We start from the raw sequence: 14,831 nt of genomic DNA, 5'->3' as shown, positions 1-14,831 counted from the left end.
GAATAACTATGTAATAAGCTTATAACACTGTCATTTTACTATCCGTTATTGATTATAGTCGATGACGATACGACCTTCGATTTTGCCATTACGCATCCGCTCAAAAATATCATTGATGTTCTCTAACGGCTCAGCTTTGACGGTCGCTTTGACTTTGCCTGCTGCTGCCATGTCTAGCGACTCTTGTAAGTCTAGGCGCGTACCGACGATAGAGCCACGAATGGTAATGCCATTTAGCACGGTATCAAAGATAGAGACAGGGAAGTCGCCAGTGGGGAGCCCGTTACATACTAAAGTACCACCGCGACGTAACATGCTTAAGGCTTGATCAAAAGCTTTTGATGATACTGCAGTGACTAACACGCCATGAGCACCGCCGATCTGCTCTTGGAGATACTCGCCAGGATCGGTGTCTTTGGCGTTGACGATGACTTTGGCGCCCAGCTTTTTGGCGAATTCAAGCTTCTCATCGTCGATATCGACCGCCGCGACATTAAGGCCCATGGCAATGGCGTACTGAACGGCCATGTGCCCAAGTCCGCCGATACCTGAAATCACTACCCAATCACCAGGCTTGGTATCCGTCATTTTTAGGCCTTTATAGACAGTGACACCTGCGCATAAGACAGGGGCAATCTCTACAGAGTCGACGCTTTCTGGGATAATGCCTACATAGTCGGCGTCCGCCAGGACATACTCTGCAAAGCTACCATTCACCGAATAACCTGAATTTTCTTGCTTTAGGCACAACGTCTCCCAGCCACCCAGGCAATGTGTACAGTGACCACAAGCAGAGTAGAGCCAGGGCACACCGACTCGGTCGCCTTCTTTGACGTGATGGACGTTGTCACCGACCGCCGTGATCACGCCAACACCTTCATGGCCTGGGATAAATGGCGGGTTTGGCTTAACAGGCCAGTCCCCCTCAACCGCATGTAAATCAGTATGACAGACGCCTGAGGCCTCCATTTTTACTAAAATCTGACCGGCACCTACGGTTGGGATGTCGACTTCTTCGATTTTTAAGTCTTGACCGAACTCATGTAATACAGCGGCTTTCATTTTGTTAGTCATGATAAGTTCTCTTTTATGGGTGATTGATAGATGTCGATATACAAAGTTGTTGCGATATTGCATTCAAAATATGCAAACACCTTATTTTGAACGCAAGACTGCTACAAATTTTTCCTGCTGTGCGCCTAAGCGCATTAGAGGATATAAAAATTCGTTTCAGTTTTTTTATTTAGATCGTTGTAGCGAGCGGGCTATGTAACACTGGTGATAACCCGCTCCATGATTAGAAATGATGGTTTAGAAGAAGCCCATTTTTTTAGGGCTGTACGACACCAGCATGTTTTTGGTTTGCTGATAATGGTCGAGCATCATTAAGTGGTTTTCGCGTCCAATACCGGATTGCTTATAACCGCCGAATGCAGAATGCGCAGGGTAAATGTGATAGCAGTTGGTCCATACGCGGCCTGCTTGGATACCACGTCCGAAGCGATATGCCTTGTGTACACTACGCGTCCAAACGCCCGCGCCTAAACCATACAAGGTGTCATTGGCAGTCTGCATGGCTTCGTCATCGTCTTTAAAAGTAGTCACGGCAAGGACAGGTCCAAAGATCTCTTCTTGGAACACGCGCATATCGTTGGTGCCTTCAAAGATAGTTGGTTTGACGTAGTAACCGTCTGTCAAGTCGCCATCGTGCTTGGCTTGTTCACCGCCGACGAGCACTTTTGCGCCTTCTTTTTTACCGATATCAAGATAAGATAGGATTTTCTCTAATTGATCTGAGCTGGCTTGCGCGCCAATCATGGTGTCGGTATCTAATGGGTTGCCCATCTTGATGGCTTCAACGCGGGCGATACAGCGTTTGATGAACTCATCATAGATGCTCTCATGAACGAGTGCCCGCGATGGACAGGTGCAGATTTCACCTTGGTTCAGTGCAAACATCACTAGACCTTCGACAGCTTTGTCCAAGAAGTCATCGTCCTCATCCATAACATCGGCAAAGAAGATGTTAGGGCTTTTGCCACCAAGCTCTAACGTCACTGGAATGATGTTTTCGCTCGCGTACTGCATAATGAGGCGGCCAGTGGTAGTCTCACCTGTAAAGGCAACTTTATTGATACGAGGGTTTGAGGCAAGTGGTTTACCCGCTTCGACACCAAAGCCATTGACGACGTTTAGCACGCCTTTTGGCAAGATATCAGCGATGCCGATGGTCTCTAACATGAACAGAATAGAAACTGGCGTTTGTTCGGCTGGCTTTAGAACGACACAGTTACCAGCAGCAAGGGCAGGTGCTAGCTTCCATACGGCCATTAGGATAGGAAAGTTCCAAGGAATGATTTGACCGACGACACCAAGTGGCTCATGAAAATGATAAGCCACAGTGTCTTCGTCAATCTGACTGATACCGCCTTCTTGTGCGCGAATGGCGCTGGCAAAATAACGGAAGTGATCAATGGCTAGAGGGATGTCGGCTGCGAGTGTCTCACGAACAGGCTTGCCGTTTTCGTAACATTCGGCAATCGCAATCGCTTCTAGGTTGGCTTCCATGCTGTCAGCTATTTTGAGTAACAAGTTGGCACGTTCAGTAACACTGGTTTTGCCCCATGCGTCTTTGGCAGCATGCGCCGCGTCTAGGGCTTTTTCGATATCGGCTTCTTTTGAGCGGGCGACTTGGCAAATAGTTTTACCATCGATGGGGCTTGTGTTATCAAAATACTCTCCATCGACAGGAGCGGTCCACTCACCATTAATAAAGTTATCGTATTTTTTGCGGAATTGGACCGGACTGTTTTCAGTGTTGGGATAAGCGTATAACATTAACCACTCCTTGTTGTGTATGATGGTTATTTAAAATATGACTATTTAGAGATAGCCATTGAAAAATAAACCCTTGGTATTCCTAACCAATTTATTATTCTATCGTACTGAACTTTTGTACAGGACGATAATGACTTTTTATAATGATATAATTTGTATCACAAAACTTTCGGTTATACGATATAGGGCGGTTAAAGTGGTTCGCAAAGCGGATGCAGCTGTTATAATTGTGAGCATCTACTTTGGCTTGCTGTGGTCAATTAATTAACCAGGGCGGCTTTCTTTTTTATACTATTTCTTTTCATAATATTGGTTGGTTTGGGTCTATGCGTCAATCTTCTGCTCTTGATATTCTAAAAACAGGTCAAAACGTCTTTTTGACTGGCTCAGCAGGTTCAGGTAAGACGTATACCCTCAATCAATACATCGATTATCTACGCGCTCGCCGTGTACCTGTTGCGGTGACGGCCAGTACTGGTATTGCCGCCACGCATATGAATGGCACAACGATTCATAGTTGGTCGGGTATTGGTATCAAAGATGAGCTGTCTGATCGCGATTTGACCAATTTATCTCGTAAGCAGTTTTTGGCAGACAGATTGAAAGACACGGCAGTACTGGTCATCGATGAGATATCGATGCTACATGCCAAGCAGCTCAATTTGGTCAGCCAAGTGCTCAAGCATGTCCGCAAAAACGACAAAGCCTTTGGCGGCATCCAAGTCGTGGTCGCAGGAGATTTTTTTCAGTTGCCACCGATTGGTAGTAAAGGCGAGAGCAATCGTGAAAAGTTCGCCTTTATGTCTGAGGCGTGGCTCGATGCCAAATTTCATATTTGCTATCTGTCAGAGCAGCATCGACAGGTTAGCGAAGCGGCAAATGGTGGTTTAGACTTAGATGATATTCTCAACCAAATCCGTCGTCAGGAAGTGACCTTTGAGGCGATTGCCGCTTTAGAGAATACTTACGATCAAAGCGTCGATATCAAGCGTACTCGCCTGTACACGCACAATCTCAATGTCAATAAGATTAATGACAAGGAGCTGGCACTGTTAGACGGTGAGATGATGCGTTTTGAAGCCACAACCACGGGCGATAGTAAGCTGGTTGAAACCTTAAAAAAGACCGTACGTACTCAAGACGAGTTGGTTCTCAAGGTGGGCGCCAAGGTCATGTTTATCAAAAACAATGCCGAGCTTGGGGTGTCCAACGGGACGATGGGTGAGCTGATTGGTTTTGCTGCGGTCAAAATAGAGGATAAGGAAAGTAGTGACGCGTTAATCGAAGACGATAGCAGCGATGACATTGATGAGGAAGCTGCTGGCGAAAAAACGGCAAAAGCTAAGAAGTCCGCTGCTAAAAAAGACAAAGAAAAGCCAAAGTCGAAGAAACCAACGACCCAGAAAATGCCTGTCGTGCGGCTTAATTCAGGACGAGAAGTCATCGCTGAGCCTGAGGAGTGGATCATCGAAGATGAGACGGGTGAGGTGCTAGCAAGTTACTTACAAGTACCGCTGTGTCTGGCATGGGCGATCACCATTCACAAGTCGCAAGGCATGACCCTCGATGCCGCTGAGATTGATTTATCGCGTACCTTTGAGTTGGGACAAGGTTATGTGGCCTTATCACGTCTCAAATCGCTGGCAGGATTGCAGCTACTGGGTATGAATGACATGAGCTTGCAACTTGATCCACTGGCACGCGGCGCAGACAAGCGGTTTTTGGTCCTGTCTGAAGAGGCTGATGCCAACTATGCGATGCTGGATGAAGAAAGTATGCAGCAGGCGCATGAGAAGTTTGTTTTAAAGTCAGGTGGTACGCTCAGTCAATCCGTGATTGACGCCTATGCCGCGCTGCAAAAAAAGCGCCGCGAACAGCAACAAGCGCAAATCGATAAAAAACAGAAATTAGGCAATCAAGTCTCTGACAAATCAGAGAGCACTTTGCTTGCAACCAGAGTGCTATTAGAAGAGAGCTTGACTATTGCGGAAATCTCACAAGCGCGTCAACTATCACAGTCCACCATCATGCGCCACATCGGCGAGCTAAAATCACAAGATCCAAGCCTTGCCTGCGATCATCTACGTCCAGAGGATGAGGTCATGACAGCGGTTGGCAACGCTTATGTCGCCATCAAAGTTGCCAATAACCCCAATGACTTCAATGATGATGGCAGTATCAAACTGCGTCCGATATTCGATCATCTCAAGCAAAGCATTGACTACAACACCATTCGTTTGGCATTGATTTTTATCACGCCATAGTTTGTTATGACAAGATAGATTTTACGACACTGTCGGTTTTTTGAACAAAAAATATTGAACCAACTGTTAGAGCACGTCTAAAGCGACAACGCCCATTCTTTATATCCCTTTATAGCGATATCTTTTATGCCTGATTTTTCTAGCGCCACTTATCAATTGACCTCTGACCCGATAGCGGCGACCTATCGTACCACTGGGGAGCACTCACAGCCATTGAGAGTGGCTATTAATGGTTTTGGTCGTATCGGGCGCAATGTACTGCGCGCCTTGCTAGAGCGCTTTGAAGTATTAGGACGTGCAATCCATGTCGTCGCAATTAATGATTTGGCACCAGCAGATATTTTGTTGCATTTATTAAAATTTGATAGCACGCACGGTCGCTTAAGCCGCTTGGGGGTCAGTGCTGATATTATCGAGAGCGGGGCCGATAACGAGCATAAAACTCAGCTCTGTCTCACCAAAAACACTTTGACTTATTGTATCAATATGCTTTCAGAACCCAATCCACAAAACCTACCTTGGCAGTCGCTAGGGGTCGATGTGGTACTAGAGTGCACCGGTCACTTTCGCTCGTATGAGCAAGCGATGCTGCACATCCATGCAGGCGCACAGCAGGTGATCATCGGTGCAGCGCCATTCGATAATGTGGATGCTTGTATCGTTATGGGGGTCAATACAGATGCGCTCATGCTTGATTTACCGATTATCTCCAGCGTTTCTTGTACCACGCAGGCATTGGTGCCGCTGATTGACACATTGGATAAAGCGTTCGGCGTCAAGTCCGCTATGATGACAGAGATTCATGCGGTTACCGCCGATCAGACGGTGCTCGATCAAGCGCATCGAGATCCCAGACGGGCGCGTGCTTCTGGCTACAATATTATCCCAACGACCTCGAGTAGTATTGCTGCGACGGAGCGGGTATTGCCAGCGATGGCGGGCAAAATAAATGGACATTCAATACGGGTGCCCACCATCGATGTGGCAGCGATTGATGTGACCTTTGTATTTGATACGCCAGAGGTCAGCGTTGATATTATCCGTGACGTCCTTCAATCTGCCAGTCAGACGCATTTACGTGACATCATGGCTTATACGGATGAGCCATTGGTCTCTAGTGATTTTATTCATCAAACTGAATCGCTTATCATAGATGGTCAGCAGCTCATGCAGGTAGGCGAGCAGTACAAGGTTTTTGCGTGGTACGATAATGAATGGGGTTATGCCAACAGACTGCTCGATATGTGCCTGCATCTGGCCTCAAGCAAGCGATAAACCAGTGGTTCAAAGGTATTTGCAAATTAATTGAATTTTTTTAGATTAGGGGCTTGCATTATAAAAGTATATCTATATAATGATGCACCAATGGAGACGTGGCAGAGCGGTTGAATGCACCGGTCTTGAAAACCGGCAAGGGTTCATAGCCCTTCGAGAGTTCGAATCTCTCCGTCTCCGCCAAATGCTAAAAAGCCCCAATCAGTGATGATTGGGGCTTTTTTTATGGTATATTTTATAAATACTGGACGACAGGCTCTATAAACCTCATAAAAGTGTAATTTGCGAATTTATTTTGCACTAATTTGTAGTTCATTCTGCACTAGGTTTTTATAAATTATTCTGCACTAGGTGTTCCATTCAAAAAAATAGTGCGATGACATAAATGCCTCGCACCACTACTATATAGTTAATAACTATAGCTCATGCCTGATACTCTTTAAATAATTCTCAAAAAGCAGCAAACCCAACGGCGCTAATTTATCCTGCCAAAGTGATTTGATAGTATCGTTATTATCTATCTTTACACTAGCTTGATCAACAACCACACCCGTGTCCCACCCATCATCTAACTGGTATAAAGAGCCACCTGTCACAACTTCACCTGCATTAAAGGCATCGGCGATAGCATTTTTCCCTTTATAAGCTGGCAAGAGACTTGGATGATAGCCTACAGCACCAAGTCTAGCCTTAGCTCGAGCATCAGCATCCACAAAGCAGTAAGCATGTGCCATTAGTATCACGTCGATGCCATCTGGTACTGCGTTTGTCATCAACGTTTTACCATGAGTAGCCACGGGAATAGCTAACCTATCAGCCAGTATCGCCGTTCTATCGTCAATACACGGTACTGATACCAATATAACCTCAATATCACCCATATCAATACAACGCTTAAGCAGCTGCTCAGCTAGCCATTTTTGACCAACTATCATCACTTTAATCATAGTCAGCCCCTAAATAACGAAATCCTTGTACGGCGCGAAAGTGGCCGCCGTATTTACCACCAGCAGTGAGCGCGCGGGAAGCTCTACCACCATGTAGCTGCCCGCTAATCTGTGTCCATTTAGGATTGCGTCTTAGAGCAGTCGCCAAGTTTGGATGGCTAGTGTGAAATATAGTACGCAATGGCTTGTTATAACGATTTTCAGCATTTAACCAGTGTTCACATACCTGATTAAGAAAACGCATACCGATGCCTGCACCTTGCCACTCAGGCATTACTACCAGTCGACATGCTCGTGCTTCGATGAGACCAGGGCGCGTTGAGACTGCAAGATGAGCAACTAGCTCTCCATCGACTACAGCCACATAGTTGGTAGCAGCAATCATAAGTGGCATTTTTAGATAGTGATGCGGCTCAAACAAGTGCCAAAACTGCCAGTTGGTTTGATAGATTTCGAATGTAATAGATGGGCGTTGCCAAAGACGCCCCCGTATAAATTCATTCTTGGAAGTGTCATATACCCAGTCAGGTTGTAGCCAGTCCAGTACGTCGTAGTGACAAGTTAAAAGTACCGCCTGTTTGCCCTTTGTGCGCCGCCAAGACTTAGCAAAAGCATTAGCACCAATGCAAGCAATTTGACGATCAACGACACTACTAAACTCGTCTATGATCAATCGCTCAGGCTCATCAGCTAATGCACGGGCAAGGTTAGCGCGAAATTGCTCACCATTACTTAACACATGGTATGGTCTTAGCCAAGCTGGTACAGTACCTAGACCGACCGCTGATAGACACGCGGTGGCATCATCAATACTGCCATCGACGGCTATCTGATCAATGATAGGTTTAGTTTTGTCCCATTTAGGATTATGGATAGATGTACCGCGCCATAGCTTCTTACCAATACTGGTTTTACCAGTACCAGAGCCACCGACAATGACGCCAATCTGCCAATCATTGTCTTCAATGGGTAGGTCGGCAGTGATATGGACGTTTGCGCCTTGCTCAACATTGAACAGGCTTTTAATACGAGCGGCTCGATAGCTATCGTGATCAGTACACTGATGATGGATATCAATCTTCATACGACCACCACCTTAAGGCTATAGCCTTGCGTGTTTAGCTGGTCGTAAACATTTTTTTGATGAGATTCATCATCACAATTTACGATGACACCAAACTTAGGCTTATATTTAAAGCCATTTTTAGCAGGTGCTTTTGGGTCGACCTTTGGAGTCTTTTTGCGTGTGGCCACGAGATATTCCTTGTTTAGTTTGAGACTCGTGGTCTTCTGTTTTGCTGAAATTAGCGGCGTTCTCGACGCTCAAGAGATTAATAGTTTTACAACGGCTACATTTGATAGATAGTTTGTCAAAATTGCCGATTTTGAGTAGTTTTTTGCCACACTCTTGGCATGAAATAAACTGCATAATTTTTCCTGTGCTTAGCGTTAGAATCGCGTTAGATTCTGTGTTAAACTCCGCTCGCTGTGTACACGGCGGCGGAGCCTCGGCTTTGCGACAGGTACTGTCTGTCAAAGAGTGGTAATATAATGCTCCAACATTTTATTACCGCTCCGTTTTCTTTATTCAATCCGTTCCCAGCAATCAAGTGTCTTAGATGGTTGCATGTTATTGTGAGCTTTATTGCCGCCAGTATCACCTATATAACCTTCCTCCTTATCACCTGTATTGTCTACAGCTCTATCGCTTTCTTGTGAATCATCATGAGCAATCTTAGTTCTAGCAGATATACCCAACGGGTGGGAATGGCTTGGCATTTCTTCTGTAGTTAACTGATGCTCACGCTCACCATATAGCTTGCCATGTGTTCTAAAGTCGACATGGTCTTCGGGATCGTCAGAAAAACCAACCGCCACACGCCCTTGTAATGCGCGCTGCCATGTGCCATAGCCCTTATATTCCGCGACTTCCGCTGCTGTAGCGAAATGCTTAGACGTCCAAAACAGTTCACCAATTTGCGTATCTTCATACTTACGGGCTTCTAGCTTATCTAAGCGATCACGGTCTGCTTTAATCAGCTTTTTATAGTCTTCGATAGCGTCCTCAAGCACTTTCTTCTCACCGAACTCCTGCACTAGCGCTTTTAAAAGCTGCCCGTTATCAGACTTATCTAATGTCAGCCCTAAGCCTTCAATAACATTGGCGACCTCTTCTTGCAGTGCATTTGACCACTCAGGCGTGAAGTAAGTAGCGTCTTGATTTGACAGATCAGCATTGTCAGAGAATCCTGTTTTACCGTCACCATTGGCGTTTTCACGCGCGGTGGCAGAGTCGATACGATGCATAATTTGTCCTTATTTAATATCAAGTCTGAGAGAGGCGGGTAAGTAGTTTTTTGATAAACAGCTCATATCTGCCTTGATCGGTTTGGCAAGTGTCAATGTCACACGAAATCGCAGCCGTGCAGTATTTAATGGATCAACACATGACCCTAAACATTGCATAGGCACGTAAGTTTGCACTGCAAGCACGGTCTGATTGTAGCGCGCAAATAGCTTGTAGAGACCCGCTAAATTAAGCAGTACGTGCCCTTCACGTTTGACACGCTCAATCTCGGCGCGTCGATCATCGATTGTATTGCCGACATCACTTTGACCACACAATAATGGCAATCCGTACTCACGCTCAAACTCATCAATCAGCTCATCTGGTATGCCATTTAATACCGCAAAAATACGCCCAGCTGACACCTTGACCAACTCTAACGCTTTACTATGTGCTACTATATCTTTATATATAACTGTGTTATGGCTGTGGTCATAAGCACCAAATGGTAGATGCTGCATCAGCACATCTGCTATTTTTTTTGTCTCACTCATAGCGTCACCGTGATGTTAGCGGGGCGTATCCAGCCGACTTGCTCCATACTGACGGTGGGATTAACATTAACGTTTGGCGTTAACTGTACGTCAATCATGCCCTCTACAGCCATAATGAGGCTGTACAGTACAGCGGCTTTGTAGCTCTCAGCGGGTATCATCGCCTTCAAATAATCATTGATAATCGCGCTAATCTCACCCGTATTAACATTAACGCCTGTGATTTTAGCGGTAACATCAAACGCAATGATGGTGGGCTTAAAAGTGCGCACGTCTTCCCAAAATGCGGTAGTGTCTTTTAAAACTTGCTCAGATTGAGCCAGTAAGCTATCACTTGGTAAAGTTGCTCCATTAGCGCCTTGTGCCGTGATAGCAACATCAACGCTGCCAGCGCCGCGCCGTAAGGGGTAAACGTAGGCGCTAGCGATACCAGATACACCCAATACTGCTTGGCGCAAGTCCTCAGTACGTGACAAACTTTTACCTAACTTTTTCTTGTTCCAGAGTCTTGAGCGCCACCGCTCAAGGCTTTCGCCGTCTGAGCCACCGCTGATTACATCTACACCCGCTACACTTTGTAGCCCTGCGACTGGGGATACCCACCTTAGCGTGCCAGTGACATTAAAGGCCGCGCCGTTATTGCTTGCTTGCACTGGTACGGCCACCTGTTTTTTAGCAGATAGAGTGATATTTGTTGTGGTTTGCCAATAGTGTCCAAAGCCATCAGTCAGTTTGCTACCAACAGGCAAGATGACCCCATCAGTGTTACCTGAAGCCCATACTTGCCCTGTCGCTGTCGAGCCACCAAGACGAGGCAAATCCAGCTCATCAGCGTGTATATAAAGGTAAGGCTCATCTGCTGTCTGAATAAAAAGCTGCTTTAAAATATATTCTTGATGACTGTATAAGCCCTCAGCAACTGCCGCTGTGCCTGATGCGCGCACGTCTGCATCGGAATCACGCTGGGGCAGTGTGCCAGTTTGATTGACATACTCTTGCATAATGACGGCTTTGATATCGCTATATTTAAGGGTCTGATACATTATCCAGCTACCTGTACGTTAATAGATGTTGTGGTCTGGCTGCCATTAGCTTGTACCAGATCAGCTTTTATCAATAAATGGCCTGACTTAACATTGCCCGCAGTCACAATAATATCGTTTAGATAATATGGTGCGCGTAATGGTTCTAACGCTTGTTTTGCCCATGCAAGCGCTTGTCTACGCATACGTGGTACATCTTTGCTACGTTTGAGCTTATACAACTCGCTGCCGAGCTGACTATCACTAAAACATGATCCTTTTGGCGTTAATAAGCGCAAATAGGCCGCTTCTGCTAGTGCTTGAGTACCTGTAAATGGTGGCAAGTTAATACCATCCAGTGTGTAGTCATTAGTGGTTTGGTCAAAGCGCATCAGCAGCTCCCATTAGTACCGTTGGTGGTGACGTACCTTCAGCTGTATGACCGTGAATATTGTATGCCCCGCGCATGATTTGCATAGAGCCAGCTTTGTCTGATACATCGCCTGTGGCTTTGATATTGCCATCAACTTCTAAGCTGACATTGCTTTTTATTTTGTCTTTAAGCAGTCTTAGTTCCACACCGTGCTGGTTGTAGACTACCGTTTCCCCCTCTTTTAGCTCAATTGCTACCGCGTCTTGACCAGCGACGATGACAAAATTACGCGCGCGACCTTGCATTGGTAGCATGACCACCTCAGCATCTTCAGGTAGCCAACTGGCAAACCCTACCTGCTGATACAGCGGTACATCATCGACCAGTTCACCGCTCAAGCCAAGCACCTGCAACGCTTTATGACCAGTACGCTTGATCGTACCAATAATTGCCTGACGGACGATTGGTGCTTGTTTAAATGGGTTCATGCCTTACTCACTTTTTAATCAGATCAGCGTACTTGACTGGTTGCATCCAGTCATCCGTGCGTTTGAGCCGCAGCTCAGTAGTTTTGCCATTGGCGCGTGACAACTGTAATGTACGCCCATAAATTACCCAGTCGCCAACAGCGCGCGTCAGAACATTACTATCAAAGCTTACTTCCCACCCTGTTTGCCACGGCTGACCGTTGTGCGTCCAACCTGATACTGGTAGCGTTAAGTCCGTCGCATCCAGCCAAGCATCAGCCATTGCTTTAGCAGCAAATTTCTCCGCTTCGGCTTGTGTATCCGAGCGACTATCGTTAATGATGCGGTGGCGTTTGAGCGCCATGCGGTCACTTGTCACTTTTGCTTTAAAGTTTTTGCCCTTGTCATTTTGACCTACGATCTCAATTGTGCTGAATGCGTTTGAGATGTCATATTGATAGTCAGCATCGAGTACGTTGTTTTGCTCATATCTATCGTCGTTGTACAGATAAAATTTAGGCTTAACGGCTGGCTGTGGTACATCAAATGGATTGCCGATCATCAACTGACCATCAGCCGATAGCCATACATACTGACCACTTGCTTGTGCCGCTGCTGTTAGTACATCCCATACGGACTCGCCAACGTTTACACCCGTCTTACTTTTGAGCCAGTCCTGTTGCACCTTGCCAATAGTGATAGGCAAATTTGCCAAATCACCGCCTGTCACATAGCGTTTTATTAGCTCAGACAGACTAAGATTGGCAGCGGCATCGATGGGTGCGTGGCAGTCGATCAGTTGCCCTGCTAGGTCACGCCCTGATAGATTTGTGCTAAGTCCATTACGGCCAACACGCTGACCAATTCGGTCTAAGATGCCTGTTAATACCGTCTCACCATTACAGCTCACTGTGCAGCTTGAACCTGCTTTCACATAATCAGGTAATACGTCTTGCTCAGCATCAAACCAACTAAAACTAAACGCATCAGCAGGTACGCCAATATCACTATCGACACTTAGATCATCCCATGTCGAACACACCACGCCGTCGATATGTAGTGCCATTTTTTCTGTGTCGTTATCGGGCATAGCATGACACCTGTATGCCTGCGTCAATGACAGATGCATCAACCAGTCCACGATTGAGCCGCGACAGCTCATCCGCGTGCGTATGGTCAGCGTATAGTAGATGAGCCAATAGACGCCAAGTACACGGCGCTGTGACTGTGTGCTTAGTTAGTGGCGGACGACTATTAATCGTAGCGTCAGTCAATGCTTGCAGCTGCGCCGCCGCTTTTTTTAAGTCACGAATGATAGGCGTAATATCTGTATTGACGACCGGCAACGATTGGTCATTTTGTGTATTATCATCAGCACGCACCTGATCGATTGCCTCTTGTATTTGTTGGCGCGCCTCATCATTGATTGCAATCAAATCACTTGGCGTTAGGGTAGGGTTGCGCTGTTCTTCCTTTAGTATTTCAATGACACCGCGACTAGTCATTGCAGCTGGTAGTACTTGCCCTGTTCTGCGTAGCGGTGGTACATCACTGTCACCAAACACATCGCCAATGGCTTTGATACGGTTAAACAGACGACGCCAGTTATTCATTGGATCATAGTCCAGCGGTAGCATCTTAACGATACCGTCCACATCACCGACGATACTGCCTAACCACACTGGTGGATTAAGTAAATCATCTACACGTACCAGATTTGTGCCAAGATTCGTCCGTACCTCACGCAGTTTGCTACGTATGGTTTCAGGGATACTACGAGATTGCGCAATAGCCGCCTCAGTGCCAATAGCATCAAGCTGCTCTTGATAAATAGCCAGCTCCTCCGCTGGCGCTGACAAGATAATGCTGTCCGCTGCTTGGCTAGGGGCGGGCATTGGTTCAGGGGTGAAGTGCTGAATATTCCGTTTTGAGCCACTTACAATAAACTGTAGCTCAATCGTACAGCCGTCTACGATGTCACTATCGTGCTTGACTCTATAACTTGCGCAAATAGCCTCTTGTGCCCCAAATACTGGATGTATTAGTTCACCGTTGCCTTTAGCATCTAGCGCGTTAAGTAAGTTTTCTAACGCTTGCTCATAGTCCGCGCCATCTATGATGGCGGTCATATTTATGTTTTTAGGGTTATTACCCATATCAAAAATATCGGCATCATTGGCATACGGTGCTTGATGAGTCGCCAGCGCCTTATCTTGGCTGTCATCAACGCCAAAATATTCAAACTCGACACCGCGAAAGGATGCGTCATATAAATTTTCTTGCCATGCCATTTATGCGCTCGCAATACTTGTCAGAAAGTAAGTTCATTATGGAACAATGGGGCAGGGGCTTATAGGTGACAAAGTTCCGAGAAACCTAGTTTTTTGTTTTATAGTTTGGGGTTGATGCGGTAGGATAAACAATTATCTGTTAAAGAGAGCGTAAATATGTCAATTGAACAATACGATCATCAAGAAGTAGTAAGACAGACTGTAGCTAAATTATCTTTGCGCTTAGCGAAGGGCGCTGATAGAGCTGGTTTGAGTCATCCCTTAGACGAAGCTAGCGCCAAAGGTTTACTAAAAGCCATGGTAGAGCGAGGCGTGATTTATTCAGCTGATGAAGTGTCTCATATTGCCCAGTATGAATTTCAATGGAATAAGAAACACGCTGATAAACTTGGCAATTTTGCAGAAAAAATTAGCAATGGTGGTAGAGTCCAAGGTGCTGATACTGAGTTAGGAAAGAGCATGGCAGCTCAAATTTTTCAAAAGCTAGATGATTTATCAGCACCTAAATAGGAT

At 46.0% G+C, this 14,831-nt stretch carries 15 protein-coding genes and 1 tRNA gene; 4 read left to right on the top strand and 12 right to left on the bottom strand.

Translation table 11 applies throughout. The features are described from left to right. Positions 1 to 45: 45 nt before the first annotated feature. Together adhP and exaC are read right to left on the bottom strand one after the other, a co-directional pair. Positions 46 to 1,074, bottom strand: a complete 1,029-nt coding sequence (gene adhP, locus AOT82_RS05205) for an alcohol dehydrogenase AdhP (RefSeq protein ID WP_071002103.1) — start codon at positions 1,072 to 1,074, stop codon at positions 46 to 48. Positions 1,075 to 1,311: 237 nt separating this feature from the next. Next, on the bottom strand, positions 1,312 to 2,838 hold the full coding sequence (exaC, locus tag AOT82_RS05200; RefSeq protein WP_071002102.1) for an acetaldehyde dehydrogenase ExaC: 1,527 nt from the start codon (positions 2,836 to 2,838) through the stop codon (positions 1,312 to 1,314). Positions 2,839 to 3,164: 326 nt separating this feature from the next. Here exaC and AOT82_RS05195 point away from each other — a divergent pair, with 326 nt between their 5' ends. From AOT82_RS05195 to AOT82_RS05185, 3 genes are all read left to right on the top strand, one after another. After that, positions 3,165 to 5,102: an AAA family ATPase gene (locus AOT82_RS05195; RefSeq protein ID WP_071002101.1), complete on the top strand. Its 1,938-nt coding sequence runs from the start codon at positions 3,165 to 3,167 to the stop codon at positions 5,100 to 5,102. Between the two features lie 126 nt (positions 5,103 to 5,228). Continuing rightward, entirely contained in the window at positions 5,229 to 6,377 is a 1,149-nt protein-coding gene (locus AOT82_RS05190; protein WP_071002100.1) for a type I glyceraldehyde-3-phosphate dehydrogenase, read from the top strand. 92 nt (positions 6,378 to 6,469) lie between these two features. Continuing rightward, positions 6,470 to 6,560 (top strand) — tRNA-Ser (locus AOT82_RS05185). Positions 6,561 to 6,793: 233 nt separating this feature from the next. Here the strand turns inward: AOT82_RS05185 and AOT82_RS05180 are convergent. From AOT82_RS05180 to AOT82_RS05140, 10 genes are all read right to left on the bottom strand, one after another. After that, positions 6,794 to 7,324 carry a formyltransferase family protein gene (locus AOT82_RS05180; protein ID WP_071002099.1) on the bottom strand — a complete coding sequence of 177 codons (531 nt, stop codon included), beginning with the start codon at positions 7,322 to 7,324 and terminating at the stop codon, positions 6,794 to 6,796. Further along, on the bottom strand, positions 7,317 to 8,408 hold the full coding sequence (locus tag AOT82_RS05175; protein WP_071002098.1) for a GNAT family N-acetyltransferase: 1,092 nt from the start codon (positions 8,406 to 8,408) through the stop codon (positions 7,317 to 7,319). Before AOT82_RS05175 ends, AOT82_RS05180 begins: the two co-directional genes overlap by 8 nt. Positions 8,409 to 8,528: 120 nt before the next feature. Continuing rightward, on the bottom strand, positions 8,529 to 8,753 hold the full coding sequence (locus AOT82_RS14320; RefSeq protein WP_083328859.1) for a Com family DNA-binding transcriptional regulator: 225 nt from the start codon (positions 8,751 to 8,753) through the stop codon (positions 8,529 to 8,531). Positions 8,754 to 8,908: 155 nt separating this feature from the next. Beyond that, positions 8,909 to 9,631: a phage baseplate protein gene (locus AOT82_RS05170; RefSeq protein WP_071002097.1), complete on the bottom strand. Its 723-nt coding sequence runs from the start codon at positions 9,629 to 9,631 to the stop codon at positions 8,909 to 8,911. Positions 9,632 to 9,640: 9 nt separating this feature from the next. Next, positions 9,641 to 10,165 (bottom strand): hypothetical protein, encoded by a 525-nt coding sequence (locus tag AOT82_RS05165; RefSeq protein WP_071002096.1) that lies wholly within the window; start codon positions 10,163 to 10,165, stop codon positions 9,641 to 9,643. Beyond that, positions 10,162 to 11,208 (bottom strand): baseplate J/gp47 family protein, encoded by a 1,047-nt coding sequence (locus AOT82_RS05160; protein ID WP_071002095.1) that lies wholly within the window; start codon positions 11,206 to 11,208, stop codon positions 10,162 to 10,164. Before AOT82_RS05160 ends, AOT82_RS05165 begins: the two co-directional genes overlap by 4 nt. Next, positions 11,208 to 11,579: a phage GP46 family protein gene (locus tag AOT82_RS05155; RefSeq protein ID WP_071002094.1), complete on the bottom strand. Its 372-nt coding sequence runs from the start codon at positions 11,577 to 11,579 to the stop codon at positions 11,208 to 11,210. Before AOT82_RS05155 ends, AOT82_RS05160 begins: the two co-directional genes overlap by 1 nt. Next, positions 11,569 to 12,048: a phage baseplate assembly protein domain-containing protein gene (locus tag AOT82_RS05150; protein WP_071002093.1), complete on the bottom strand. Its 480-nt coding sequence runs from the start codon at positions 12,046 to 12,048 to the stop codon at positions 11,569 to 11,571. The genes AOT82_RS05155 and AOT82_RS05150 overlap by 11 nt, the downstream gene beginning before the upstream one ends. A gap of 7 nt (positions 12,049 to 12,055) precedes the next feature. Further along, positions 12,056 to 13,117 carry a phage baseplate assembly protein gene (locus AOT82_RS05145; protein ID WP_071002092.1) on the bottom strand — a complete coding sequence of 354 codons (1,062 nt, stop codon included), beginning with the start codon at positions 13,115 to 13,117 and terminating at the stop codon, positions 12,056 to 12,058. Continuing rightward, the gene (locus AOT82_RS05140; RefSeq protein ID WP_071002091.1) at positions 13,107 to 14,318 is read right to left on the bottom strand and encodes a DNA circularization protein; all 1,212 of its coding nucleotides are present in this window, start codon (positions 14,316 to 14,318) and stop codon (positions 13,107 to 13,109) included. Before AOT82_RS05140 ends, AOT82_RS05145 begins: the two co-directional genes overlap by 11 nt. Positions 14,319 to 14,474: 156 nt before the next feature. Here AOT82_RS05140 and AOT82_RS05135 point away from each other — a divergent pair, with 156 nt between their 5' ends. Then, positions 14,475 to 14,828: a DUF1889 family protein gene (locus AOT82_RS05135; protein WP_071002090.1), complete on the top strand. Its 354-nt coding sequence runs from the start codon at positions 14,475 to 14,477 to the stop codon at positions 14,826 to 14,828. Positions 14,829 to 14,831: the final 3 nt, after the last annotated feature.

Source organism: Psychrobacter sp. AntiMn-1 (genome assembly GCF_001854065.1).
In the GTDB taxonomy this organism is placed as follows: Bacteria; Pseudomonadota; Gammaproteobacteria; order Pseudomonadales; family Moraxellaceae; genus Psychrobacter; species Psychrobacter pacificensis.
The sequence above is the reverse complement of the archived record's forward strand: the minus strand, read 5'-3'. Positions and strand labels throughout refer to the sequence as shown.

Excerpts from the sequence above, each read along its gene's own strand:
- AOT82_RS05160 (WP_071002095.1), bottom strand. The coding sequence starts at position 11,208 with ATGTATCAGACCCTTAAATATAGCGATATCAAAGCCGTCATTATGCAA.
- AOT82_RS05190 (WP_071002100.1), top strand. The coding sequence starts at position 5,229 with ATGCCTGATTTTTCTAGCGCCACTTATCAATTGACCTCTGACCCGATA.
- AOT82_RS05140 (WP_071002091.1), bottom strand. The coding sequence starts at position 14,318 with ATGGCATGGCAAGAAAATTTATATGACGCATCCTTTCGCGGTGTCGAG.
- AOT82_RS05170 (WP_071002097.1), bottom strand. The coding sequence starts at position 9,631 with ATGCATCGTATCGACTCTGCCACCGCGCGTGAAAACGCCAATGGTGAC.
- AOT82_RS05145 (WP_071002092.1), bottom strand. The coding sequence starts at position 13,117 with ATGCCCGATAACGACACAGAAAAAATGGCACTACATATCGACGGCGTG.
- AOT82_RS05175 (WP_071002098.1), bottom strand. The coding sequence starts at position 8,408 with ATGAAGATTGATATCCATCATCAGTGTACTGATCACGATAGCTATCGA.
- AOT82_RS05165 (WP_071002096.1), bottom strand. The coding sequence starts at position 10,165 with ATGAGTGAGACAAAAAAAATAGCAGATGTGCTGATGCAGCATCTACCA.
- AOT82_RS14320 (WP_083328859.1), bottom strand. The coding sequence starts at position 8,753 with ATGCAGTTTATTTCATGCCAAGAGTGTGGCAAAAAACTACTCAAAATC.
- AOT82_RS05195 (WP_071002101.1), top strand. The coding sequence starts at position 3,165 with ATGCGTCAATCTTCTGCTCTTGATATTCTAAAAACAGGTCAAAACGTC.
- exaC (WP_071002102.1), bottom strand. The coding sequence starts at position 2,838 with ATGTTATACGCTTATCCCAACACTGAAAACAGTCCGGTCCAATTCCGC.
- AOT82_RS05135 (WP_071002090.1), top strand. The coding sequence starts at position 14,475 with ATGTCAATTGAACAATACGATCATCAAGAAGTAGTAAGACAGACTGTA.
- AOT82_RS05180 (WP_071002099.1), bottom strand. The coding sequence starts at position 7,324 with ATGATTAAAGTGATGATAGTTGGTCAAAAATGGCTAGCTGAGCAGCTG.
- AOT82_RS05150 (WP_071002093.1), bottom strand. The coding sequence starts at position 12,048 with ATGAACCCATTTAAACAAGCACCAATCGTCCGTCAGGCAATTATTGGT.
- adhP (WP_071002103.1), bottom strand. The coding sequence starts at position 1,074 with ATGACTAACAAAATGAAAGCCGCTGTATTACATGAGTTCGGTCAAGAC.
- AOT82_RS05155 (WP_071002094.1), bottom strand. The coding sequence starts at position 11,579 with ATGCGCTTTGACCAAACCACTAATGACTACACACTGGATGGTATTAAC.